At 40.5% G+C, this 26,251-nt stretch carries 19 protein-coding genes and 1 pseudogene; 10 read left to right on the top strand and 10 right to left on the bottom strand.

Going from position 1 to position 26,251, the window contains the following annotated elements; all coding sequences use genetic code 11:
- Positions 1 to 55: 55 nt before the first annotated feature.
- Positions 56 to 1,072, bottom strand: a complete 1,017-nt coding sequence (locus GPM24_RS14640) for a phage exclusion protein Lit family protein (RefSeq protein ID WP_158827549.1) — start codon at positions 1,070 to 1,072, stop codon at positions 56 to 58.
- A 231-nt stretch (positions 1,073 to 1,303) separates the two neighbouring features.
- On the opposite strand from GPM24_RS14640, the gene GPM24_RS14635 reads away from it, so the two are divergent.
- The 5 genes from GPM24_RS14635 (at position 1,304) to GPM24_RS14615 (ending at position 7,525) form a co-directional block, all read left to right on the top strand.
- Entirely contained in the window at positions 1,304 to 2,302 is a 999-nt protein-coding gene (locus GPM24_RS14635) for an AAA family ATPase (protein ID WP_158827548.1), read from the top strand.
- Positions 2,302 to 4,953, top strand: a complete 2,652-nt coding sequence (locus tag GPM24_RS14630) for a S8 family peptidase (RefSeq protein WP_158827547.1) — start codon at positions 2,302 to 2,304, stop codon at positions 4,951 to 4,953. Before GPM24_RS14635 ends, GPM24_RS14630 begins: the two co-directional genes overlap by 1 nt.
- A 636-nt stretch (positions 4,954 to 5,589) precedes the next feature.
- Positions 5,590 to 5,880: a helix-turn-helix domain-containing protein gene (locus tag GPM24_RS14625; RefSeq protein WP_158827546.1), complete on the top strand. Its 291-nt coding sequence runs from the start codon at positions 5,590 to 5,592 to the stop codon at positions 5,878 to 5,880.
- Positions 5,881 to 5,984: 104 nt separating this feature from the next.
- Positions 5,985 to 6,320: a plasmid mobilization protein gene (locus tag GPM24_RS14620; RefSeq protein ID WP_158827545.1), complete on the top strand. Its 336-nt coding sequence runs from the start codon at positions 5,985 to 5,987 to the stop codon at positions 6,318 to 6,320.
- The gene (locus tag GPM24_RS14615; protein ID WP_158827544.1) at positions 6,317 to 7,525 is read left to right on the top strand and encodes a relaxase/mobilization nuclease domain-containing protein; all 1,209 of its coding nucleotides are present in this window, start codon (positions 6,317 to 6,319) and stop codon (positions 7,523 to 7,525) included. Before GPM24_RS14620 ends, GPM24_RS14615 begins: the two co-directional genes overlap by 4 nt.
- A 13-nt stretch (positions 7,526 to 7,538) precedes the next feature.
- Here GPM24_RS14615 and GPM24_RS14610 read toward each other — a convergent pair whose 3' ends face one another.
- Positions 7,539 to 7,904 (bottom strand): RNA recognition motif domain-containing protein, encoded by a 366-nt coding sequence (locus tag GPM24_RS14610; protein WP_158827543.1) that lies wholly within the window; start codon positions 7,902 to 7,904, stop codon positions 7,539 to 7,541.
- 165 nt (positions 7,905 to 8,069) lie between these two features.
- The gene (locus GPM24_RS14605) at positions 8,070 to 8,456 is read right to left on the bottom strand and encodes a helix-turn-helix domain-containing protein (protein ID WP_158827542.1); all 387 of its coding nucleotides are present in this window, start codon (positions 8,454 to 8,456) and stop codon (positions 8,070 to 8,072) included.
- Between the two features lie 140 nt (positions 8,457 to 8,596).
- Between GPM24_RS14605 and GPM24_RS14600 the strand changes: the two genes are divergently transcribed.
- The 3 genes and pseudogenes from GPM24_RS14600 (at position 8,597) to GPM24_RS14590 (ending at position 12,329) form a co-directional block, all read left to right on the top strand.
- Positions 8,597 to 9,676: a hypothetical protein gene (locus GPM24_RS14600; protein ID WP_158827541.1), complete on the top strand. Its 1,080-nt coding sequence runs from the start codon at positions 8,597 to 8,599 to the stop codon at positions 9,674 to 9,676.
- Positions 9,677 to 9,694: 18 nt separating this feature from the next.
- Positions 9,695 to 10,072, top strand: a pseudogene (locus GPM24_RS14595) (HEPN domain-containing protein); the annotation flags it as partial.
- A gap of 763 nt (positions 10,073 to 10,835) precedes the next feature.
- Positions 10,836 to 12,329 carry a reverse transcriptase domain-containing protein gene (locus tag GPM24_RS14590; RefSeq protein ID WP_158827539.1) on the top strand — a complete coding sequence of 498 codons (1,494 nt, stop codon included), beginning with the start codon at positions 10,836 to 10,838 and terminating at the stop codon, positions 12,327 to 12,329.
- A gap of 652 nt (positions 12,330 to 12,981) precedes the next feature.
- On the opposite strand, the gene GPM24_RS14585 is transcribed toward GPM24_RS14590, so the two are convergent.
- Positions 12,982 to 16,902, bottom strand: coding sequence for an SMEK domain-containing protein (locus tag GPM24_RS14585; RefSeq protein WP_158827538.1), 3,921 nt, complete (start codon positions 16,900 to 16,902; stop codon positions 12,982 to 12,984).
- A 415-nt stretch (positions 16,903 to 17,317) separates the two neighbouring features.
- Here GPM24_RS14585 and GPM24_RS14580 point away from each other — a divergent pair, with 415 nt between their 5' ends.
- Both GPM24_RS14580 and GPM24_RS14575 read left to right on the top strand, forming a co-directional pair.
- A complete protein-coding gene (locus GPM24_RS14580) occupies positions 17,318 to 18,361 on the top strand; it encodes a hypothetical protein (protein ID WP_158827537.1) in 1,044 nt (347 codons plus the stop codon).
- A 54-nt stretch (positions 18,362 to 18,415) separates the two neighbouring features.
- On the top strand, positions 18,416 to 19,861 hold the full coding sequence (locus GPM24_RS14575; RefSeq protein WP_158827536.1) for a hypothetical protein: 1,446 nt from the start codon (positions 18,416 to 18,418) through the stop codon (positions 19,859 to 19,861).
- Positions 19,862 to 20,126: 265 nt separating this feature from the next.
- On the opposite strand, the gene GPM24_RS14570 is transcribed toward GPM24_RS14575, so the two are convergent.
- From GPM24_RS14570 to GPM24_RS22215, 6 genes are all read right to left on the bottom strand, one after another.
- Positions 20,127 to 21,572, bottom strand: a complete 1,446-nt coding sequence (locus GPM24_RS14570) for an argonaute/piwi family protein (protein WP_158827535.1) — start codon at positions 21,570 to 21,572, stop codon at positions 20,127 to 20,129.
- Entirely contained in the window at positions 21,572 to 23,077 is a 1,506-nt protein-coding gene (locus GPM24_RS14565) for an SMEK domain-containing protein (RefSeq protein ID WP_255459130.1), read from the bottom strand. Before GPM24_RS14565 ends, GPM24_RS14570 begins: the two co-directional genes overlap by 1 nt.
- 74 nt (positions 23,078 to 23,151) lie before the next feature.
- Positions 23,152 to 23,511, bottom strand: coding sequence for a lamin tail domain-containing protein (locus tag GPM24_RS14560; RefSeq protein WP_158827533.1), 360 nt, complete (start codon positions 23,509 to 23,511; stop codon positions 23,152 to 23,154).
- A 649-nt stretch (positions 23,512 to 24,160) separates the two neighbouring features.
- Positions 24,161 to 24,700 (bottom strand): ORF6N domain-containing protein, encoded by a 540-nt coding sequence (locus GPM24_RS14555; protein ID WP_158827532.1) that lies wholly within the window; start codon positions 24,698 to 24,700, stop codon positions 24,161 to 24,163.
- Positions 24,701 to 24,727: 27 nt separating this feature from the next.
- Entirely contained in the window at positions 24,728 to 25,168 is a 441-nt protein-coding gene (locus GPM24_RS22220) for a site-specific integrase (protein WP_233268857.1), read from the bottom strand.
- Positions 25,169 to 25,311: 143 nt separating this feature from the next.
- On the bottom strand, positions 25,312 to 25,962 hold the full coding sequence (locus GPM24_RS22215; protein WP_233268855.1) for a phage integrase SAM-like domain and Arm DNA-binding domain-containing protein: 651 nt from the start codon (positions 25,960 to 25,962) through the stop codon (positions 25,312 to 25,314).
- Positions 25,963 to 26,251: the final 289 nt, after the last annotated feature.

Genomic DNA, 26,251 nt, shown 5'->3' with positions numbered 1-26,251 from the left:
AATGAAAAGAAAACTGTGATTCTCACTAACCTAGCTGCGCCCTTTGGCTTTATAATTACTTGAATCGTTTTAAGTCTTTAACAGTGTCTTTAAACAATGCCTGGTACGTTTCACCGATTCTAGGTATTTTAATATTGTGATTAAAATGATGTCCCCATAGGTTAATACCCAGGCTGGCAATGCCCCATAAATTATCTAATTCATTTAATTCCAGCTTGTCAACAATTTCGATTAAGCGATCGTCCAAATCTGGATGGGTATCACCTCCGTTGATACGGCGATCAAGGAAAAAGAATGAAAGCGTTCCGAATAAGATTCCTGCCTTCAAAGTCGGGCCATCTTTTTTTGAAAAATGTGCTGACATCTTTTCAATGGCAAAATCATCAACCAAAAATTCATGTTCTTTTGATTGCTCTGGGTTTGGATCATCGGCATAGTGGCCAAAAAATTGGTGTCCGAACTCATGCAGTAATATAAATTCAAGTGCAGCACAGTAAATCGCGTTTGCTAAACTTACATATTTTCGGTTAGAGTCCATCTCGGGGTTTGGGAGAGCAAAAAAGATCGTTCTTTTAAATTCGGTGGTTAAAGAAATTCCTGCTTTAAATACTTCCCACGCTTCACGTACTTGTTTGGTGTCCACGAATGTACCTCTGTAAACACCATTCAAACGAGGCTCGTGTATGCCCTTATCGAAAAGAACTAAAAGTGAATAGCAAAGTGACCAAAGAAATTGATTATAATTTTCGTACAACACGATCTCTTGAATGCTTTTTACCTCTCCGGGTTCCTTGTAGCTTTTCAACTCAGCAACTTCGCGGACAGGTTGGGCAGAGATTTTGTAGTGTATTTTATCACTTAAACCGCTTGCCACCTCAACATCGAATTCGGACTTAAAATCGGGAGAGATATTAAAAAACAACTCCGAAAAATTATAGCACAAAGTCCTTACCGGCAAAATCCCCCGTTCATCTCGCTTTGATATCGCATTTTTAAAAACTATCTTCCTGCTGATTACTATCTTCTTCTTTTTTGCTTTGGAGTATTTATTTCTCAATTTACTTACGGGCATGTTGTGATAAGAATTATAGTTTGGCAATTTTATTTGGAGTTCAATATTTTAAAAGCTTGTTGTTCGAATAAAGTTGAAAATAACGATTTTATCAAATTGCTAGAGAAATTCGTTTCTCCTTAATTAATAAGTTTTGAGCTGACGGCGATTAGCATTATATTTAACATAACTTTAAATCATCGCGATAGGCATATTATTTGTAATATATTTGCGTTTGAATTTATTTAAATCATGAACCAAGACCTGCTCGTCCGCTTATTCCGTTCCATAGACGGTGAACAATCCGATGATATCGTAAGGGTTGCCGGTTCGATCATTGAAGACGAGCGAAGAAAAGGTCATGCCAAACTTGCCGACCGGTTGCAGGGAATACTGGAAAAGAATATCAAGACCAATCAATCTTTTAAAGGCGAATTAAGAAATATTTTTGGCGGGTCTGTCTTGATACCAACGGACAAACGGAGTAATATTCCGCTTGCGGCACATATTCCTAATGAATTGCTCCGTCACGAGATGGTTTTGTCAGCAGATGTTGAGGAAAAGATCACCCGTATAGAAAAAGAATTCCTGGCCAGAGAGCGATTAGCACATTATGGACTGAAGCCTCGGAGGAGAATCTTGCTCCATGGCGCACCAGGTTGCGGCAAGTCAATGAGTGCGGAAAGAATTGCCTGGAATATTGGCCTGCCATTTTTGAAAGTTAAATTTGAAGCAGTGGTATCTTCGTACTTGGGGGAATCGGCCAGCAATCTCACTAAGTTATTTGAAGCAATAAAAAACTACCCCAGTGTCCTTTTATTGGATGAGTTTGATTTTATAGCCAAGTCCCGTGATGGCAAACAGGATGTCGGCGAAATGCACCGGGTAGTTAATATTTTACTTAATGTATTAGAGGATTTCAATGGTCCCGGACTGATCATTGCGACCACCAATCTGGAAGGTGCTATTGACAAAGCTATTTTCAGGCGTTTCGACGATATTATCGAACTACCAAAACCTGGTCAGGATGAGATCCACCGGATATTAAGGTCAACGTTAGCGTCGATAAAATCGGATAAGACTGTTGACTGGAAAAAAATCAGCGGACAATTAAAAGATTTTTCGTCAGCGATGGTCGTAAAGGTGGCAACAGATGCAGCAAAATTTTCAGTCATTCAGGGAAACGGCATCATCAGCCAGGGCCACTTTGATCTGTCTCTGAAAGAAAATGAACTGTATCACAAAGCCTAATGCCTGAATTCCCACACCTACTCCTTAAAAGAAAAATCAACGGTCCGTATCAATTTACCGGCGTTCCTATTGATAAAAAAATTGACGCGCAAACAGCGGCCAATCTAAGCAACCGGGCTGGGCATGGCGCTGCTTTAACGGCATCCGCGTCAGGATTGCAACAAGCGTACACACAGCAACTTTTGCAAAGGAAGGAAGCTGGTTTGCCTGATATCTTTTCTGAAACTGTACTGCCTGTATTCCTTCAAGTAGACCCGCGCGATTTTGATATCGAAGCGCTGAAGGGTTATGGAATTGAAATTGTCGCCGAAGAAGAAAATGGCTTTATTATTGGTGCTAACGTGGATAGTTTTAGTTCACTGGCCAATAAGATCCAGCAGTTCATTGATCAAAAAGGCAAGTCGAAAGATCAAGCCGCCAAACTTTGGCAAATCGTCCAGGGTGATCAGTGGCGGGCCGATTATATTTTGTCGCCCGGCTTAAAGCAGCTTTTTCCTGATGGAATGGCGGACGGCCAACTTTTTACAGTAGATATTTCCGTTGCTTGTTATTTAAAAATGCCTTCCAAGCCAATTCGGGTAATGCCGGAAACTGACGAAGAATATGCGGAAAACAAAGCTCATTATGAAGCAAAGAATAAAGATAATCCTGAAAAAAAAGAATATCGGTCTATCCGCAAACCAGAAAGCGATGAACAATATCAGCGAAAACTGGATGATTGGTTAAAGAGAACACAAGCGGCAGAAATTGAGCGCGATAACATCGCCAGCGAACGACAAGATTTCCTGACTAACTTTATTGAAAAAGTATATAAGGGTGAACTGTTGAGCAGTTTCGTGGATTTGGAAGACAGTTTTGGCTTTAAGGCAAAAATGAACGGCCAGGCCTTAAAGGATTTAATCCGGAACTACGCTTACGTATTTGAAATCACCGAAGGCGAAGAAATCCAAATGGAAGAACCGGCCTCCGATTTCGCTTTTCCAGCGGTTGATATTACTCCTCCGGAAAAGGACTCTCCGGTAATCTGCGTAATTGACAGCGGTATACAGGAAAAGCATCTTTACCTTGAACCTGCAATTTTAACTACCTATTCAAAAAATTACGTCCCTAACGAGGATACGACCGCCGACCATGTACCTGATGGTGGTCACGGGACTAAAGTAGCCGGAAGCATTTTATTTGGTAATACTATACCCGATGATGGGGCCTACCAGCCACCTTGTTTTTTGGTCAATGCGCGTATTTTGGATGCACATAACAGGTTGTCAGACCGGCTTTTCCCTGCGGAACTGATGGAAGAAATTGCGGACGACTTCGACGGGATAAGGCTTTTTAATATGTCGGTTGCAACATCAGGACCATGTCGCCTAAATCATATTTCCACCTGGGCGGCCAAATTAGACAGTCTCATCCATCAGAGAAAATTGCTTTTTATATTGGCGGCAGGAAACCTTAAAATCAGCACCGGTTTAGCGGAACGGCCCGGCGTTCTGGAACACATCACCGCTGGCCGAGACTATCCGCGCTATCTATTGGAGTCCAGTTGCCGGATCGCCAATCCGGCGCAAAGTTTATTAAGTCTCACGGTAGGTTCTGTTTGCAATGCAGATTTTGAGGACCAGGACCGTAAATCTTTTGGTACCAGGGGACGTCTGTCTGCATTTTCCCGTACGGGGCCGGGGCTATGGGGATGTGTTAAACCGGATGTGGTAGAATATGGTGGAGATTTGCTTCGTGAAAAAAGGGGGTTTTTAGTGACGCAGGACGACTCTGTATCCGTCAAAGTTATTAAAACCGGCGCGAATGCCACCGGATACGCCATCGGAACTTCTTTCGCGGCCCCAAAAGTAGCTCATATTATTGCGCACCTGGCTAAACGTTTTCCAACAGAAAGCACCTTGTTGTATAAGGCGTTGGTCGTGCAATCCGCACGCTTACCGGAACATGCATTCCACCAACCCAATCGTAATACGATGCGCGCGTTCGGTTTTGGTATTCCTGATCTGCAACGAGCGGTCGAAAACACGCCTTACCGAATTACCTTTACGACAGAAGGAAAAGTTGCCGCTCACCAAGCCAATTTATATTCTATTAACGTGCCTAGCGAATTAACCCGTGCAGGAGACGACTACGATATTTTATTAGAAGTCACGCTGGTATACACTGCTGAGCCGAGAAGAACACGAAAGAGACTCAAATCATATTTTGGTTCCTGGCTTACTTGGGAATCGTCCAAACTTGGCGAATCCTTCGACGATTTTGCTGACCGGGTTCTTAAACGGATGGAGGAAGAAACGGACGACGAAAATACTCTTCAACAGGACGTTAACAGTATAAAATGGGTCGTTTCTACCTCTCCTGGCTATGGTCAAGTAAAAGGTATGAAACGACAAGACAGCGCCACCCAAAAGGACTGGGTTATTTTAAAATCTAATGTGCTTACGGCTGAGCTATCATTTGCCGTAGTTGGACACAAAGGTTGGGATAAAGGAACCGATACTGAAATCCCTTTCGCTCTGGTCATCAGTTTTGAGGCGATAAGTAAAGAGAACGAAATTTATAATAAGATAGAAGTGGCTAATAGAGTTGAAGTAGAAGAAGCTATTACTATACCAATACATGCCGCTTCGTTGGGTTTAATTAATGAATAAATTATAATCTTGCTATTCATTTTGATTCCAGTCGGCTACTTTGTATTTAGCGTACACTATATGACCGATACCAAGAATGGTAGCTACTATTCTCCTAACTTACTATGTTTAATAGCAGGCGCAGAAGCAATCCGCCAATCTTAGGATGATGAACGCGCTTAAAGTTTCTTTGATTCGACTCAAATTCATATCTTCATATAAGCCGTTTGCAAAGCAGGAAAACGTTAACAACACGTTAACAGAAAAAAAGGCAATCACGATCTAAAGTAACTGCCTTATTATTAAATAGCGGGAGCAGCAATCGAACTTATGACCTTCAGGTTATGAGCCTAAAATCTATATTGGGAGTTTTCAAATCCGACTCGGATAAACTCGGAGTAAATTCCAATTCACTTCACTCATTTTTGTATAAAACATCCTACCTCGTACATGAGGTGTGATATTTATTTATATCAGGTCAGCACCTTTGTACTTAAATAAACGCAATGTGAAAAAGCACCCAAGGTGTGTGCAGGTTGTCAGCTATTCTTAAAGTAAGGGTACAACTTTGTTGCAGGGGTACAACTTCAAAGTTGTACTTGTGGAGCATCTGACAGGAGTTTAGGTTTGAGTTTTTATGTAAGTAAATGAATAATTATGGCAGCAGAAATCATCACGAAGGAAGACTTGCAGGAGTTCGGCGAACGACTGCTGAGTCAAATGAAAGCGCTGATCAACGGCGATTCAAATGAAGAGCCAAGGAAGTTTTTAAAGAGTTACCAGGTCAAGAACCTGCTCAAGATCTCCAGCAACACTTTACAAACGCTCAGAGATAATGGCACCATTCCCTTTACAAAAATCGGTGGTATCCTGTATTACAATTACGAGGATATCATGAAGGTTTTAAAGGGTGATGTGAAGAGCAAGCGGATCAGTTTCAGTAATTAGAAGTGTGTTCAGCGTTTAGGAGCAAGCCATGTTTTCGCTACGCTTAAACGGCTTGCTCCTTCGGAGGAAGCAAGATTTTGCACTTCGTTTTAAAATCTAGGATCATGGGAAGACCGGCTTTACAGGAAGAGAATAAAAGGATCATTCAGGTCAATATCCGTCTTACAAAAGAAGAGAACGATATGGTGTGCAATTATGCCCAGGCATCGGCAATGACACCAGCCAACTGGATCAGGCAGAAGGCTTTTACCGGAAGGTTCCCTGTCATCAAGCTTTCGCCGATCAACGCAGCACTTTACCGGGAATTGCATAAGATCGGTGTTAACCTGAACCAAGCAGTAAAGCAACTTAACTCGGGTAAATTATCACCGGCTTTTGTAACCATACTAACCGCTTTGATGAAAACTCAAAAGGACATTCTTAACTGCTTAATGAAATGACAGCGGACCAGGTAAAAGGAAAAGGATTCAGGGGCGCGTTGCGGTACAACCTGCAAAAGGTCGAGCAAGGTAAGGCGAAAGTCCTGGATATGACTTTTACATCGGGCAAAGAGGATTCTATCATGCGTGAAGTGGCTTTGGTCAGAATGTTAAGACCCAACCTCCAAAAGTACTTCTATCATACCTCCCTAAACTTTCCGCCGAATGAGAACTTGGGAGATGAACAAATGAACATTATTGCAAATGAATATTTGAACAATATGGGATTTGACCAGCACCAATATGCCATCTTCCGGCATTACGATGCGGATCATCCGCACCTGCATATTCTTGTTAACCGTATTGGCTACGATGGCACAGTCGTGTCTGACAGCAAAGATTATCAGCGGAGCGAGAAGGTGCTTAGAAAGCTGGAGAAGCAGTATGGCCTGACCGAGGTCATCTCAAGTAGACAGGCTCAAGAAAGGGCGATGACAAAGAATGAACTGGAAATGATGAAGCGGACCAATGTGCCGTCCTCCAAAATGCAGTTACAGGAGATCATTAAGGATGTGCTCCGTAGAAAGCCAGATGCAGCACAATTCATTGAGGCTCTGGAAGCGAAGGGTATCAACGTATTGTTTAACCAGGCCAGTACCGGTTTTGTGAGCGGCATATCATACGGTTATGAGGGTATACAGTTCAAAGGCGCTCATTTAGGTAACGCTTATAAATGGCAGGCCATTAAAAATGCTATCAGTTATGAACAAGAAAGAGATCGCACAGCAATCTACCAGGCAAATGTTAGGACAAGAGACGCCCAACGATCAGCAAGAGCCAGTGAATCCACCACAAGAAGACCAGCAACCGGAACTGACGCAGATACAAAAGTTACTGCCGGAAATAGAAAAGCTATACAGCAAGGCGCTGGAAAGCTACAGGATCAGATCAGAGCAAAAGATAGCAGATACCAGCAGGCGGCTGGAACTGATGGACAGCACAGCAACCAATCTGGCGTTCCAGATCAAAAGCATCGTATACAGCGCGGAGCAGATATCCAAAGCGAACAACAAGGTAGGCAGCAGGTGGGTCATCAGGCTTTACCTGGTGGCGATCTTATCGGGAGTTTGCTCGGCACTGATCACCCTGCTGGTGATATGGATCAAAGTCCATTGAATGAGTACAAACGCAAACGTAAGAAGCGAAAAGGGCAAAGATTAGGTTAGTAATGGTTTTTGATCATAAAGCCCTTCTTGGTCTTTTCTTTCTTTCCTCGGTGCCAGGCCTTGATACTTTCTGGTAAACGGTCTGCCTTTGCGGAGAAAAAGCTTTAGGCGCATACGCTGGTTTTACAGCGGGTTCCTCATTGATCTTTACGGTGAGCTGTTTCCCGTTCATTTCCGCCCCATCCAGTGATTCAACAGCCGCTTCAGCTCCTCTGCGGTCATTCATTTCTATAAATGCATAGCCTTTACATATCCGTGTTTTCTTATCACGAACGATCTTAATGGTGCTAATGTCACCATGAGGGCCAAACAACTTGGCTAGCTCCAATTCGTCGATCTCCAGTGGAAAGCCCCCGACAAATAATTTTACTAATTCCATATATAGCCTGCAAATGTAGAGATATAGAAAACTAGATTTCTGTATTTGTAGAAATGAACATTTCTGTAAATGCATAAAGTTAGAAATGCAGAAATATGCATTTCTAATAAACGAACTATTAAGGATGCGATAGCAAATAAAAAAAGCCCCTTGTGGAGCTTTATATTATTTCGAGTTTTTTAAAAGTTCGATTTTCTCACGCTCGCTTGCTAGTAGTTGTTCATAAAGCTTTTTGTTTTCTTCAAACACTTCTACCAATTTGTCAATAGGATTAAAGGTGCATTGATATTGAACTGAGCTTGAGTTGTCATGATAATTGTTACCGATTATATTGAAGACTGCCTCCTCACTAAATTTCTTAATTCCTTCAGGTGTAACGCCAAGAGCTTTAGCAATTTTTTCCAGAGCCAAATCTTCAACTTCATCACTTTGCTCGATCTTAGAAATCGCTTGTTGGCTTATGCCAAGTAGCGCAGCTAAAGCTTCCTGCTTCATACCACGTAACTCACGAATCTTACTGATCTTTCTTCCAATGTGTAAAGTCTCTGCCATGGTGTAAATGTATCAATTATTGTAAATGTACGAAACAAGCTCATTATTGTAAAGTACAAATCGCTATGGTTCGGCACGCGCGTACACTGCTATTCTTTTGTGTTGCCGGTCAATGCAGGCCCGTAACAATAGCATCAGTCATGGACTTAAAGCAATACGATGTACAGAACTTTCATCCTAAGTATCTTGACCAGGATGAGGTCAACGAGCCTTTAAAGGTGATCAATGATTTCTTTTCCGCCGACTGGCTACCTGGACATTTAGAAAGCTTACTCGAATGGCGAAAGCGTGTGATCGAAGAGGGCTATTACACGGATGAGCATAAAAAAAGTCCAGCTGGGTTGCTTTTTACGCACCAGTTGAATGCAAGGCTAATTGAAGCCGTTTACTTAATCAGCCGAACTAAAAGGGCATTGAAGCTTGCTGGTGCCATTCATATCAACTTCGATCAACAATTGCAGCAGGAAGAGCAGGAATGGCTGCATTATCCTGTTCACCTGTCCTCTATAGAACGCATCAATCCATATTTTGCTATCAGTAATTTCTTTAAGGTCTATACTGTTAGTCAATATCTTAATTTGCTTTATGAGTGGCTGGAAACGGGTTTGTCCAATCATTCGGCAGATGAGTTCTTAGATACCAGCGATGTGATCTATTTCTACGAGAACATGCAGAGGTTCTACGAAGCCGCATGGATCATCAAGCAGCGAGAGATCGAACCAACATTAAAAAAGAGCGCAGATAGTCGTGATGAGACGGTATCTGTCCAAGTGAAGCGTTATCCTGTAAGGTTGCCATTAATGAATTTCAATTGCAGATTTAATGAAGCTATTACCCCCGCTGAACAGCTTGGCTTAAATCAATTGGTAAAGATCATACTCAAGGAGATCGTTTCTGTATTGATGATTATTCATCTTGGGACACATCCCGATCCTGACACATTCTATCTGCTAATTATTACAGAGGAGAAAGACAAAACCCCTGAGCATCAATTTTTAGATAAGATCGAGAAGAAATGCGGTCATCTCATCAATGTCTGCGCAATTGTTCATAAGTCAGATGCTTTTATAAGAGCACTCGAAGAAGGGAGTCGCTTTTTTATCAATGCTTTACGAAAAAACAAGATAGCTTACCAGTCATCTAAATTGGAAATACCCGAGCTACGCAATCCCGATGAAAAGTCTATCAAGAACCAGGTGGAAGCCATATGGAACCGTTGAGGTAAGCAGGGAAAGGACTTTTTGGATACATCGTTAAGTTGCTTTGATGATGGCAACTATAATTTAGCTGTATTCCTGATGCATCAGGCGGTAGAAAGCACGCTAAGCGCCATTATACGAGTTAGCTTAGGTTACCGCCTTTCCATTCATAACTTGGCGAGGCAATTAAAGATAACATTAATCTTTACAGATGACCTGAAAAATGTCTTTGACTTTACCGTGGCCAGCGATGTGCAGCTTTTTGATTTGTTACAAACGGCCTACTCCGCAGCACGGTATAGAGACGACTTTTACGCAGACAAGGATATAGTAAATGCTTTATCGGACAAAGTCTGCAAGCTGTATATAACCGCTGAAGGAATGTATAACCAGATAATAGAGCAACTCAAGGATTAGCCCTCGCAGTAAGGCAGACGGTTGCATTTCACCACACGCTACGCTTCGGGTTCCATAACACCGACAGCCTTCCTGCCGCACAGGCAATACTATGGCTCGTTATCCCTCACCATAGAATTGCCTTCCCCTCTGTATGGCAATTGACCACTGCACCGCATCACAAAATTAGCATCACAGGAAAACGGTCAAGGGTATATAAACGCTGCACTTCATTAATTTTAATGGCAGCAGCGCCCTTGACAGTTTTCCTGCTTGCTTCTGCCGGTTGTTTAAGCGATGCAATGGGATAGTGTGTTAGCTAATTTTTCAGTTAAACAACTTGCAGGATAATGTTCAGTTATCTGTTGTTGAATAAATAATTGCATTTATGCTCTGTTACTTTCGTAAGACCTTATGAGGTGTTGGACAAGGTGTAGGTTCCACACCAGATACATCTTTCTTAATTTCCTGAAAATGTTATATTTGCATTGATGCAGCTGGCCGCAGGGGCTGGCAGGTACGTTTATTAAAATTTGCTTACGCGATATACGGCGTTAAGGGTGCGTAATTTCAAACAAGCAAGCGCTCTCAGTATATTCTTCCAGTAGGAAGTGAATGATGACCTTGTAGAGCAATGTAACTATATGGCGCATTGTATCTGTGTGTAAAGATAAGCAATTAATTTCCCGACGTGAAAGGGCGGTGTTTAGGCACCGGTTAGAGCATGTATCTGTCCATTTGTCAGGGCGGGCCCGTGTCACCAGCGGTTAGTTGCATTACTTAGATGAAAAAAGAAAAAGATTGGTTCAGGTTAAAAAAATATCCGCATATCGGGCTTCCCTTAAAGGCGATTGACCGGCCATGGGTTACCGCCTATATTACCACTGAGGCGAAAGTAGCTGCCCATGCGTTTTACCCGCTGATTCATCGCAGTAAAGTAGTAAGGAAATATCGCAAAAAAGTAGATAAAGAAACAGGTGCCCGTTCGGTACTTCGCTATGCCTCATCAAAACCCCGTCAGTTATATTACGCCAACCATTTAGATGCTTGCATTTATGGTTACTATGCTAAAAACTTAAATGCGGCTTATGAAGAGAAGCTGAATAAGTTCGGACTGAACAATGCTGTAACAGCCTACCGGCGAATTGCTGTTCGCCCAGGCAATCCCAAATCTGTAAATAAATCCAGCGCTGATTTTGCGGCCGAGGTTTTTCAATATATTTTGGATCATGAAGAAGATGATTTGGTAGCAATAACCTTTGATATCAAAGGATTTTTTGATACGCTCGAACATGGCCGGTTGAAAAAAGCCTGGTACGAAATCAATGATAGCAAAACGCTGACCGAGGCAGAATACAATATTTTTAAAAGTTTGACCGACTTCGCTTTTGTTAATGAAAACGAGATTTTTGAGCATTTCAAAGCGCAAATTCTGACGGAAACCCCGTCTGGTATTCAGAAGATCAAACCCATTAAACGCTTTAAGCATTTAAAGGACTCTCACGCTATCGCATACTGTGACTTAAACGGAGTTAAATCATTGCGGAACGCCAATCTCATTGTCGGCAATAATGCTGTAAGTGGGTATTATAAACGTGGTATCGGTATTCCTCAAGGTACGCCTATGAGTGCTGTTTTGGCAAACGTATATATGTTGCCTTTCGATTACAGCATTAACGAAACCGTTAGAAAAATTAGAGGCTTATATCGCCGTTATTCCGACGATATGATTGTTGTTTGCTCAGAAAAGCATTGTGCAGATATATTATTGGCCTTCGAAACCGCTATTGCAGAACGAAAACTGGAAATACAGCATGACAAAACGCAAATCTTCAAGTTTAGTCGTGAAGGCGGTAGGTTTAGGTGTTCACAAGTTTATGATAAAGGCATTCATCTAACCAAGAATTTGGAGTACTTGGGTTTTGAGTTTGATGGCGAACATACGTTTTTAAAATCAGCGAGTTTGGCCTCTTATTATCGCAAGATGAAACGCGCGGTACAAAGAAGCCGTTATTATTCCAAGTCGGTTAAACATTCAAAATCGGTTGGCCAACTTTTTCAGACAAGACTTTATAAAAAATATACCTACCTCGGAGCAAAGCGCCGGCGCATTTATGTGCAGGATAAAAAAGACCCGTCAAACTGGATCAAAACGGAAACGCATAATTGGGGAAATTATATTTCATATGCCCACTTGGCTGCAAATAAATTGCCCAATAACAAAATCAGGGGGCAGGTTCGCCGGCATTGGGTTATTTTAAATAAATTGATCAATTGAAATATGCGCGATAACAAACCTAGTGAGTTCATGGCGGAGCAATACATTTCCTCGGAATTGCTCAAGTACGATATCAAAACATCCCCTGACTACATCTAAATACACTTTTTGAGCCCCCAAGTCAAAAAGTAGAAAAACTTACTGCGAAATTATCGAACCGGGTTTAGAATCGGCTAACTACTTTATTGTCAAAAAGTTATGGTAATAAAAAAAGAAAACGCTTGATATTTGCGTTTCCTTAAGCCGACAATGGACATGATTCGAACCAATTTGTTGAAAATTTGCGTTTAATCGCAGGTTTTGGACTCAAGGAGGCTTAATGGAACACTGAATCAGAAAAAGTATAGTGGAACATTATTAATGGATTTTTAAATTCGAAATATCATTGATATAGATTAGCAACCTATGTTAAATCGCCCTGGATGTCGTTAGATTGTGGTGCCAGATAGAAGTTAAACTCCAACCGCTCAATCATTGGATGAAGAAATTAACTTTCTTAGTTTGGCCTTCATTCTTCTTGATGAAATCTTCAAGCGCAGGTTTCACTTTGGACAAGCTTTCCTCCGAAATCAATCCAAGGTTGTATCAAGTATCGGTTCTTTTTTGCGTCATACCTAACACTATTGATTTAATAGCATAAAGCGACGCGTCACTACCTACTTCTTATCCACTCAGTTACGTTAGCAGGAGGCTCCAGGTCAAGATGGTAGACTAAAGTTTTAAATAACGCCTTCGCTCTTTTTTTACCAGATTCCTGGCTAAATCTCGGAACACTTTCGGTTGCCCATATACCAAAATCATAAAATTCAGATTGGTGCTGCTCCGCTTTGATCCTCCAGAACGTCTCAAAAAACGGGGCTATGATTAGGTCCCAAATCTGAGAAAAGATACCAGCGTAATGGCTTTCCATCCGGTTAACAATGCTCAGATGAAGATTCGCAGCTTCTTTCGCACTGGCATGTAAACTCACCAAAAGGTAACTGATCATCTGAACTTCAACCATATAATCGCCTTCGTAGCTGTTCATCCTTTGATGGAAATCCCAAACATCAAATCGGCCTTTCATAGCTACTGCAAATATCTCACGGATAAACTTCAACGTCATCGGATCAGTAATGGATAATGCAGGGTTATCAAAAAGGTCTGCTGTTAGCTGATCGATTTCATCAATAGCAATTTTCCCTTCCATGATATCGGGTATGACCCGGATGATGATAGGCGCGAAAAGATAATCGTAAAACAAACCATCATTGTTGTTAATTCGCTCCGAAGTTTTTCTGACTTCCTCGTCAAACCCACTCTCTCCCGGCTTTATCGACTGCGGACGATAATGCTGCCTGATATAATTGAACACATTGAGCGCTTTACCATAATCCCGGTCAATAATTAAATAAACAAGACTGCAATGTAACAGGATCGCGAACCTCGGCTCCTCTACGTCTAGCATGATCTGAATACAGATCAGTGCCCATTTACGGGCAGTGTCATAGTCTCCTAATTTCTGATAAGTGACCTGGAACATATTCGCAGACATGAATCGCCGCTCCGGGTTGTAGATACCTGATTCATGTATCTTGTCATCCAAAAAATAGAACGAACCTCGTTTGGGTACTGAGTAAGCACCAAACTCCGACTCTGTTGGCGGTACGCCTTTGGTAAGTATCTGCGCCACATAATTGGCCGAACTACCAAAACGTACAACTTGCGCCCGATGCTCCGGGCTATCGTCAAATATTTTATTCAGAAGGTCATAACCTGTTTCAAATGACGCTACAGAGCCATTAATATCTCCAGCCAGCCACTTCGCTATAGCAACTTCTCCATGATTTCTGACAATTTCGATAGGTGGAAAAAAAGAATTTGAAAGTATGAAATCCAAAGCCCTCTGAGTAAACCTCAATGCCAGTGGTGGGTTTTCATCTCCAACAAGTTGAGCATAAACCCTAAAGCTAACTACCTGTTCCGTGAAAAATTCAGGCAGCTTCAGCTCAACCACCTGATCTAAATAAAATATCGCCTTTTCTTTATTTCTTGCTGCGAAGAATTGCCGCCCTAACTCATCGTATACCAACACTTTATAAACGGAATTAGAATTAATAAAGGAATGATAAATACCAACCATTTCTTCCGCCTGGTTCACTCCATTCAAATCCTCACTTATTACTACGACCAGATTGCGCAGGCAGTAAGCCGTTATCAAACCAAGCCCAGCATTAACTGATCTATCCAATATATAGAAAAGGAGCTGCTGAAGCTCGTTCACCTGTGCTATCTGGCGCACACCAATTAAGTTGAAATAAAGTGAAAGACCTGCTGCAACGTAAGCGTGATTATCCTCCATACCAACAGTAAAGCTGCTTAGAGACAGTTTATCAACCTCATCAAACCAGTTTTCAAAATCAGCTCGCGTGCGGCAATTGCTAAAGGGAAACCAAATAGCATTTTGGAGTTCTTTCTGATCGAGTTCTCCCTGCGCGTCCGCAAAAAGCTCCTTTAAAGGCACATTCTGAATGGCCAGTACCAAATGACGCATGGCGTCAAGGGGCTCGCTGTTGACCAATGCCTGGAAAAACGACATGTGCGTCATTCCGACTACCCTCTCACTTACTTTTTCGGTAGCCAAAATCTGCTTAATGTCATCAAGCAGGAAATCATATGGCTCTTTTGCCGCCATACAAATATTTACCTGCAAAAAACGTATAAAAATCCGCGTGGTTACATTAACTTCAACAGGGATAGGGCTATAAAACCAATGAAGTGTAAAACCCCATTCGAAAAACAAAGAAGGCTTCTTCATTGACTCCCGAAGTATAGAGATCAGCAGGAAGGCCGCGTCCGTATAAACACCAGCATTAACGAAATAGTGAAAGGCTTTACTAACATCGAATTGATCAAGCGTTCCTTTTTTGATCAGCAATTTTGCCAGGGAGATATTGACGGCTTTTGCTGTTTCCTCGCTTACATTACTTTCTAATCTCCGAATTAAAGGGGAAAGTTGAAACTTATCGGGTTGACTCGTTTGTATCCAGACGCCTTTCAATCGCTCAAACTTTTGGCGAAAATGGGTGATTGCCGGTCCTGCATTTCCGAGCGCTTCTATTTCTTTACTGCCAAACGTTCCTATGATCAACTTACACCTGTAGAGCAGCTCCAGTGTTGCCTCATCCTCAGTAGAAGAAATTATTTTACTATAAATTTCATGATTAAGCTGATCATTATAATCGTTCTTAAAAATCCGGTTAATAACACCCTCATCTGTCGCCCATTCATTATCTGTTAAATAGGCAGCGATACTATTAACTACAACAGGATAACCTTCTGACAGGACCTGCACAGTTTTAACATGGCTTTCCAATACTTCGTCCGGGATATCCATAAACTTTAAAACTTCGCTGGTATCCTGTTCGGTAAATAAAGGGATTTGATCCACTACAAGATGTCCGGAGAATCTGCTCTTAAAATTCAATGGCGGCTGGAAATTACTTGTTAGAATAACTGCAATACCGTGCTTGATCGCAGTACACACAAATCCGGTTAGGAAACGCGCGCTTTTATCATTAGCTGCCAGGTCTGGTAGGTCATTTAATACTACAACGGCTGATTTGCCTATAGCAACCATCAAATTCTCCAAATCCTTAGGAATAACGCCGTTTAGTGCATGCACCGAATTGGAAAGCGGCTCGATGATTGTACTTGGCAGTTCAGTCACTAATACATCGCGCAGATCAACCCACAATTTTACGCCAGTGAACGCTTGCCCGACAAGATAAGCTAAACTTGACTTACCGCTCCCAGACATACCCGTGAGCCATAAAATAGCTTTCTTAGCAAAGTTATTAAAGTAAGCTTTAACCAAAGCTGTTCGCTGACCGGGCAATTCCATTGATGGAAATTCAGCTAATTCAATTGAACCGTATGAAAAACGTTGCTGATTAGCAGTAGTTACGCCCGATAGTTCAGCAAACTGTTTTGTAATGGTTTCCTGGATCCTGCCTTCCGATTCAGTAATCAGCTCAGCCACAACTTCAGGACGAACTGTAGTGATAAATTGCAGTTCCCTTTCAACCAGCATTTTGATTTTCAGAAATTTGGCAAAGTCATCTTTATCATATATCCCTTCAATCGCTTTGGAAAGATCTTCAGGATAAACAATGTCGCTACTGATATCAAAACTCTGCAGATAAATGGTAGGATCAGAAGTCTTTGGGAATCTGATCTTCTCCCCTTCAGCAAGTATCAGAAATTTTATGCCTCCGGTGAAGGTCTCATGATGCTTTTCAGCGATTACCGTTTTTAAAGACGAAATAACTTTAGCCGTATCTGTCCTTGAGGTAACCTGGAAGGCAATTTTACTTTGATCCAATTCTCCAAGATCCAGTCCCGGAAAATCCTCCCTTATATCATTCAGGTCAACTAAATTATAATCGTAGATCAGGTTAAGCAGCTTCATAGCAAAGCCCTCCGATACCTTATTAATATCTAAATATTTGACCGCTTTTTCCAACCTGATCTCAGTTATCCAAGATCCAAGCAACCGGTAAATATCTTTTAAGTCCTTTTCTTTATTCGGCATAGTTTAATCAATAAGGTTCTGACTTATCCCTAAATAAACAGAGGCCTTTACAACAAATATAATTAATCCGGTTAGCAGGTAAGACCAATTTTTCGTTACGGCCCAACCCTCCATTTACACCTGCAATTGTCTTATGAATATAAGAATAAAACACACCACTGGGAATTCTGGAGCCGTTGACAACCCATTCCGGAAATGAGTTCAAAGCTTTCTGTTAAACTTTGACCATGCTATCTTCTTGAAATAGATAGCTGAATTTAAGATTCATTTACACTACCGTTACTTGAATAAGCACGGAACAGCATGGTCAAGTAAGGAGGTTATCCAAATGTGAGAGCTGATATTAATCCTAGAAATTCTTTATTTTCGGATTAGGCTTTCATATAGAAAACTTAATTATTAATTAAAAAGCTTTATGACTCAAAAAGTGATTATCCGCTCAGCAACGATTGACAGACATGGGGATATGACTACCGTAGAGATGTTAAAGGATTATGCTGATGCAGTTAATGGCCCTCTCAAAATGCGGTATCTGGCAAATCACAGAAGAGATATTCCGCCAATGGGATATTTCGACGGCGCAGAAATTCAAAATATTGACGGCGTTCATCATGTTTGGGTATTGCCAATTGAATATACAGAGAGGGCGGTCGCCGATTGGGACGACAACCTAATAGCTACAGGAAATAGCACGGCTATACCTTTAATGAGCCGCAAGACGGATAAACCAGGGGAAAAAATTACATTTTCTGTAGATAAAAATAACTTTCAAAATATCAGTGATCTTCAGAGTACTGGAGGACATATTCATAACACTTTTGAAGGCAAGGTTGCTCTCGAACTGGATATGCGCAAGGAACTCTACCCCGATCCAAGGATAGTTATAACGCTAGCTCCTTATGCAATGGTCCTTTATCCTTTGGTTAAGCCGTTTCTGGTAAAGATGGGCGAAAAAATAGCAGAAGATATTGCTGAAGACTTTTATAAAAGCATAAAATCTGGCTTGAAAGGTTTACTAAACCGATTATCATCCTCTGTTAGAATTAGTCGAGAAAACATGATTCCCGCTAATAAAACGCTGTTGACAATATTCGAAATACCGTGGGAACCTTATATTGAATTACACATACGCTCCAACGATTCATCGAAGGTTGAAAAAGGACTTAAACCGGCTAAGTTGGCTGCTGTACATCAAAAAATATTAAGTCTGCAAAAATATGTAGACATAGCAGAAATCTACTTCATTCTCGATAGTAAAAACAAATGGGATTTCTCCTATCTTTTAACGAAAGATGGTAAAGCCATCGGCACCAAAAGTGCTTTCAAGAAAAGAGATCGGTTGATCACCAGAATTAACCTCAGTCCGACAAAGGCATTTAGTATAGGAGCTTCAGGTGTGGTTTACGAGCGTAGGCGATTGCCGTCAAATGATTCAAATCAAGCCGATACTGATGTTTAATCTTTTTTAACACCAATCATAAGTCTTAATGCCAATCAACCTAAACCTATAATTATGGATAATTTCAATTTTGATGATTTTGATCACCTTTCGAGTCAAGAATGGGGGAAATACTATTTGAGCCGATATTATTTCTCAATTCAAACAAAATGGACTCGTAAGCAGGCTGGACTGTCATCTAAACAATTTGAGATTTCGGCTGAAATACAAAATGAAATTCAACAGGAGAACCTGCCGACCATTTTTCATGAGTTCTTTCATTATCTCCATGATGTGAGTACAATTTTGAGTAGCGCATTATTTCAAAACAGGATCTTGATGCTTAGTATATTCACCAGCTATCTCGATCCGACACCTGGCTCTGGCGCATCCTTGGGAACAGATAAAAACAAGCCTGATTTAATGATGAGTTTTGTTCGGAGTTGGAAATCAAATGAAGTGATGACCGGATCTGGGCCATTAGAGTTTCCAATGAAGAAGATTGATCGTATTGCCCCAGAGATACAAGAGCTTCATTTTCCTATTGCTCCTGAAGGCAAACAAGATGGTACTATAAACGTGCCTGCCATTACTTATTCTGGAGTCTTAAATGGTAAACCCGTTACCGGCAGTATTTGCCTGGGTAGATTTTATTTATTTGAATTTCTTGCGTATGAAATGGATCAAATATTAGATATGCGTAAAAGAGGGTTAAAGGAAATTGAAGACCCTTTAAAGGGTACTGAATATACTGTTTGCCGAATGGTCGCTCAAATGATATTTCCTTTAGTTCGCCAGGAAATAGCTATGGCAGCAGGCTTGCTGGCTTTACAGAATATCGATTCGGGGCATGCGTTCATATCTACCTTACAACGAATTGGTAATGCTTTCTATCAAGGTATAGATCAAGATATTACACTTAATGAAATTGCAGAAGAGACTAAGCAGGTGTTAATACGGCAACGTGCTCCATTTTTCTCGCAACAAGATGCTTATGTTGAAGCATTTAAAGGAAGAACTCAATTAGAGGTAGCATATAAATACCTTGCTGAAGTAAGTAAGGGACTTTACGATAAAAGAATTGAGGATATTTTCTTTGAATTAACCTGGCTCTTAAACAAGGAATATGATAAAATTCTTGAAACGGCTCCGCTTTGTGATTATTTGTACAAGTTTTTGCCTAATGAGGGCGCAGTTGATCTGGAGTTTAACCGCGATTTTATGGCCACAAATTTACCTGAGGAAACATCCGTCGCATTAAAAACCTTAATTGCATACGATCACTTTTTCTTTAGTCATCGCGGTGGAATAGCAACTGCCCGCGTAGAGGCATCGCCATCGGAAAACCACTGTTGTCCCTTTTATACTTGCTGTGATTTAAAAGATAGAGCAGATAATGCAGCAATATGCAAATCAAAACCGTGGAGGATATACGACGTACAATATAATCGCGATAAACGATATTGCTGGTACGCAACAGGAGTTTTGGAAGCTAAGGGAACTTCAAAGAGACGAAGTTGAGATTCCGGTTTGTGATTTAAGCATCAATTATAGCATTAATAATGCTGTACTTTAAGAAACGAACTAAACTGAAATTGTTGTCATTCCGCAAAATCTCTGAAATCGAGGACTAATATTTCACCGCAGCCATCAATATTTTGCTGCGAATGAGGCTATAAAGATGATGCTTCAAAATAAAATTGAAATAGTATTTTATTGAACAAAAAGTTGATGAAGAAATCAAGAGAAAGTTAACCAGGCATTTATCGATGACAAAAAATTGCTGTTACATATAAAAACTATACTTTAATTGCATCTCATCTGTACGATTTAGGTATTTGAGTATTTCACCAACGTTTCTTGCACACTCGACAGTAATCGGAAATTTTCGGTCAAATTGAGTATTGTTCCAGTTCATCTTAGAAAGTGCGAGAATTTCATCACATATCACATTGGGCGATTCGTCGTAAGATGCCAGTTTAATTTCCAATGCGCTTGGAATGTACATTCCTGGGTAAGTTTCATAATAAGGTACCGAACCCCTTGTATAAAGTACATGATGCTGATCTGTTAAGTGGAGATGTGTGCCTCTCATTGGAGGGTAGCCCCCAAATCTATACAGGCGAATGTCTGACTGTTGGATTGAGACGAGGTCTACCTGATGAATATGAAAGTTTTTTGCGGCCTGCTTGAAGCCATAAATTTCGCCCTCATTAAAATTGGAAGTTTTATGCAGTACTAAGCGTTTAGGAAATATCTTAATTGCGTCGTAATATTCCTTTAAAGACTGGGACAGCAGATTAAACGCTTGTTCTTCCGACAGATGCGGTGTCCGATCACTCTTTTTTAAGGTAATTTCTTCACCTCTCAAAATAACCCCTTTACCAAGCTCATTGAAAATTTGAGCAATACTGGTTTGGGTGGTTGATTTATCACGGCTTTTAAAAAAACTGATACCAGCATAGCAGGTCGTTTCAGCAGAATCTTTTCTTACTAAAGCCCAGGGAGTACCCGCAGCTTTATAGTATAATGCCGTGAAAAAGTTCCATGCAATCGTAGCGGCATCCTGCATTTCGGAAGTTGGCTTAGCAATTCTGTCTCTTACAATTTGTATGGGGATATTATACTGCATGGCAGCAGCTTTCAGGTATCGACGAAAGTTTTGTTCTTTGATCGATATTTCTTCATCCGTTATTTCGCTGTCTTCGCTTTCGATATCGTCGTCGTCGTCGGGTCTTGCAACCTCACTGTCTTGTATATAGGTAATAAAGTTTTCGCCTAATGCGCAGATAACCACATCCGGCTTTTTGTTTTTTGTAAGAAACTTAATTTCGGTAAGATACAATCCGGCAATATCTTTTATTCTTTCTTCGAGGTTTGATTTAGACTTAATGATCTCGTCAAAGTCTGAATTATTAATTTTACGGATGTAAGTATCATCGTAAACCACCTCGCTTTTGAACCCAATATCTTTATTGAATCCACAAAAGTTCATAAAAAGTGTAGGATGAGGGTTTTTGCTTTCTTTTCCTGCAATATGTGCTTTACAACTGTCTAGCCATTCTAACACTTTATCAACACTTTCACCTTTTCCGATAACGCCAATTGTGATTTTTTCCGGCCTCACGTTGGAAATGTCAAATGGTGTAAAATTATAAATTCCCTGTTTAGGGCAGATATGCTGGTTCGTGCCAAACTGTAAGGAAGGTTCTTCAATATATCTTAATTTCATTATTCAAAAAGCGTGTTATCTGACAATTCGTTATCTACCTGTAACTCTGCCTCTAAGGCTTTACCTTTTTTTGTAGGAACTTTAGCAGGGTTCCATGTAGCCTCCTCTAATTTTGGTGAGATACTAAGTGGCTCCACCGGATGTAATTTTAAGTGCGGGTATTCAGGAGTAAATAGATCAACATACGTAAAGTAATAGCTAAAGAACCTGAAGTAATTACACACGGCACTGTTATTCTCCATTCGTTTGATCCCTGACATATAATCAGCTTCAAAACGACTTTCTTTATAGCCGCCGGGATTGGTGAAACTCCAGGTTGGGTTGATAACTAAAAACCAATCTTCGCCCAAGTCGAGAAAAGAACTTCTAAAAGCAAGATTCCGGTAACAAATGATATGCTGCTCTTTTTTGTTCATCATTTCAAAAATTACGGTTTTAGTTGCTTCTTTTTTGCCTTTCCATTTTAACCTTTTTTGATTGGGAACTTTAGGGTTATTTGCGAAGCGGAAAATTTCCCGCGGGCCAAACCATTCGATCAGCTTAAGTTTACAGAACGCCATTAACGTATTTCTAAGCAGGTGCTTAAATATTCGTTTATAATCGTCATTAGTTTCATAAAATTCAGCACATTCAAATCGTTCGATGTTACCGGTGTCGACGATCTGACGCATTGGTTCAGATGAATTAGTTAAATCAATAAATGTATAGATACAATTCTCGTAAGTCACCCATTCCGCGGAATAGATATTTTTCATCCGCAAAGCATGTTTGATGAGTTTGCCTTTCTTCATGCTTTTGATAGGCTTACGTTCGTTTTTGACTAAATATTCATTAACATCTGCAATAATAAAAGCTTCGTCTTCAATATTCAATTCTGCTTTGTAAAGTGCTTGCGGAAAGCTCACACGAAGCATGTTGGGCAAAATCGCTTCTGTTTCGGTGCTCAAATAACCGCTTACAAATTTTTGCTGCCGTGTTTGTATTTGAACATCTGAAAACTCGTGCTCATATATCTTTGAAATTGCCTGTAGTTTGGGGGTAGAACTAATAGCATTAATCTTTTTTAACAGATCATCTTTATCTAAAATATGCTCATCAATATCAAATGAAAAGTTGTCAGGAATTAAGTCTGCTAACTTGGTAGCGTTATATTTCTCTTTTTTGTGCGTGATAATGTAGATATATAGCACATCAAATTGTTCATTGAGCTTGTGCTTGAAAAATGTTTCTAACGTTCCCTTTATTTTATCAAGATCAGCGGTAGAAGTCACCTGAAAAGCAACCCTGTTTTTAAAATCAGCAAGGTCGATAGCTGGAAAGTTTTTTTTTTGTGTGGCATTAAGGTTCTCTAATTCCAAGCCAAAGGTTTCATTCAGCACAGGTATCAGAAAACTTTCCGCGTGGATATTTATATGATATTGGCTAGTAGCGTTAAAGCCTTCTACTTCAAGCACAAATCGCGCTGCATAAGTATTGATTTTATTAGTAAAGTCAATTCTGTTCATAGGCTACATTTGATCGTGTGATATTACTTAAATAAGCCCAGCCTTTACAGACTGGGCTATTTTTAAAATACAGCTTAAGCAGCCTTTTTAGCTACCGTTTCTACTTTTAACAATTCAGCCTGCTCTACATTATTGTCATTCCAAAATGCAGCATCCGAACCCCAGTAAAATCGATGAACAGTGGAACCATCAGTAAATGTACCTACCGTGTTGGTGCCTTTGCCCGTTCTTAAAGATACATATTCTCCTTTTTTTACTGTTTTTGAAGGGAAACGGTAAAAGTGCTTATGCACGTTTGATACCTTTCCGTCTTTATTAAACGTTTTATCGATAACCGCGTAAGCGCTGATATTTACATTCTCGGTGGCTTCTAAAAGAATATATTCCTCTTTTGCATCACCGTCTTTTTGAATTTTAGTAATTTTTAAACTCATTAGTTTTGTATTTTAATTCTATCATGCTGTCGATTAGGTGTCTCGTTGCCGCAAGTATCGCTCCGGGTATCGCAAAAAAGAGGTGAAGAATAATTTTGAAGTTGTTTAGGTTTATTTATCTTCGCTGCGTCAAAACAGCCTTATTTCTGCATTTGGGGTGACCAGCCCCCGAAGTCCGCGCAATCCGGCGCTGGTATTCTTCTTACTTTTTAGCGTCTTTTTTATCTTCAAATTACTCCTGCATAGTCTGTGCCTAAAATTTTTTTGTCAGGCTTTTTGTCAAGCGACAGTCAAAATGTCACACTCTAAACAATAAAAAGAAATCTTGATTATGCTAGTCAATATTTACTTTCATTTTGTCATGTTATCCGCTTAGGGTTTGTGCTTATTCTGCACGTACTCAAAGGCTATTGAAAACGATTGTTCTAATTTGGGTATACAAGTAGTTTCAATAACTGATAACTATTTATTATCATGCAGACTAGTATTATCAAATGTCATCAGTATTTGAAAGTTTCTTAATATTAAATGTCTGATGCTTCTGTTCAAATCTGAACGTAGGAAACAAAACACGTCGCAATTATTATCTGCGACGTGTTATTAAGACCAAGTTTACAGCTCACCGTTTTAAACCAGATTTGTCATTACTTTAATACCTATCAGGCTTGTAGCCAATTCTTTGTCTTGGCTGAGGTTCGTGATGTTGTTGAATGAGCTGATCTAAATACTTTAACAACAAGTCAATTTTTCCATCTTGCTTCATCAGCGTGGATTTTATCCTTTCAATTTCCAACCAAATATCAGTTTGTCCCGCTAGAGTTTCTCGAAGTTTAACAAAGATGTCGATGATCTGAATACTGACCGCAATGGCTCTTTGGCTCTTTAAAACGTTCGATAGCATCAGTATCCCATGTTCTGTAAACACATAGGGAAGGTATTTTGAGTGTTCACCTCGCTTTAAGGTCACAAATTGTGACCTTAAAATTTCATTTTCCTCTTTGGTTAGTTCGAACATGTAGTGGCCCGGAAAGCGCTCAAGGTTGCGGTTAACCTGTTGCTTAAGTTTTTTAGTTTCAGTTCCATAAAGTTCAGCAAGGTCAGCGTCGAGCATTACCTTTTGGCCACGTATTAAATATATTTTGCTCATAACGACTTCGTCAGGAACAAACAGCTGTGATTGATTTTCCATTCTTTCGAAATTTTAAATAACATATGATCAAGCGACACAACGTCCTTTGAGCTTACCTTTCAACGCTGCCATATCCTCGCTCACTTTTCTTTCGATAACTTTGGCATAGACTTGTGTAGAACGCATCGATGTATGGCCAAGAAGCTTGCTTACCGTTTCTATTGGCACACCGTTCACGAGCGTTACAGTGGTGGCGAAGGTATGCCTGGCCATATGAAAGGTGAGGACTTTGTTGATCCCACATAGTTCAGCAAGTTCCTTGAGGTAGCTATTCATTTTTTGATTGGATAATTTGGGGAAGATGGTTCCGCTTGCAGCTGCTCTTACGTTTCCTTTGTATTTCGTCAATAACCGCTCTGGTTCGTTGAGTACCGGAACATTGACGGGAATGGTGGTCTTCTGACGAAAAGTCTTGATCCACAGTCCGCCGTCCTGTCCTTTAACCAGGTTGCCTGGCGTAAGCTCCATCACATCAACGAAGGCGAGGCCGGTGTAACACGCAAATACAAATATGTCCCTTACGACACTCAATCGAGGCAGTAGCAGATGTTTTTGTTCCAGTGCAGCCAGCTCTTCAGATGTTAAAAAGTCTTTCTCTACCCGGTCGAATTTTAATTGATATTTCTCGAAAGGGTCACGGTATAACCACTCGATCCGGCAAGCCAAATTGTCATCTTTTTGAACCTTTCAAGATGCTTCATAATGCCGTTGGTTGTTAATGACTTTTGATGATCCACCGGCTGGTGATTGCGAAGAAATACCTCAAAGTCCTGGATGAACTTGTAATTGAGCTCTGATAGAAAGAATGATCTTCTTTTCAACTTGTTACTCACAAACTCTCGCAAATACTTTTGGGTGGTGTAATAATTCTTCATAGTAGCTGGTGCAAGCACACCTTGGGAAGTTTCATTATGATACTCAGCAATTTCTTCCAGGGTGTGTTCATCATCACCACTTTTCAAAAAAGCGTTTTTAACGGCATCGGCACTGAGCACACGCCGTTTGAGTTGCAACTCCCGGTAACATTCTCCCAATACCTGCCTTACCTCTTCCAGGTAAATGTTGAGCTCCCTGCCTTCAGCGGTCGTAGTTTTCCCCATGCCTTTCCGAACGTCCCAGCACCTTGTAGCAACGCTATGCTTTAGTGCCAGCATGGCTTTCTCTCCGTTGACTTTAATTGCCGCATAGACCGGCGCTTTTCCTTCTTTTCCTTTTTCTGTCCTCAAATTAAAGTGGACACTGAATGTGTTGATCGGCTTCATAACATTGATTTAATTAAACCATTTGCATTTATTTGGTATTAAATCATACCTGATGGTATCAAAAGATCAGCTCAAATCAGCGTAAAACAACGCAAGTTCGTTGCCTTGTAACCTGTTGTAACACAGCTATTTAAACCACTTTTGAATACCTCAAAAGTATGAAACGAAAAGAGGTGTTCAGTTAGGTGACGGATAACTTGCGATGATTTGATACAAATTGCGTTGACAGGAAAACAAAAAAGCCTGTAAATCAATGATTTACAGGCTTTTCATATCGTTTGATATGTGG

It is taken from the genome of Mucilaginibacter lacusdianchii (genome assembly GCF_009770985.1).
Taxonomy (GTDB): Bacteria; Bacteroidota; Bacteroidia; order Sphingobacteriales; family Sphingobacteriaceae; genus Mucilaginibacter; species Mucilaginibacter lacusdianchii.
The sequence above is the reverse complement of the archived record's forward strand: the minus strand, read 5'-3'. Positions and strand labels throughout refer to the sequence as shown.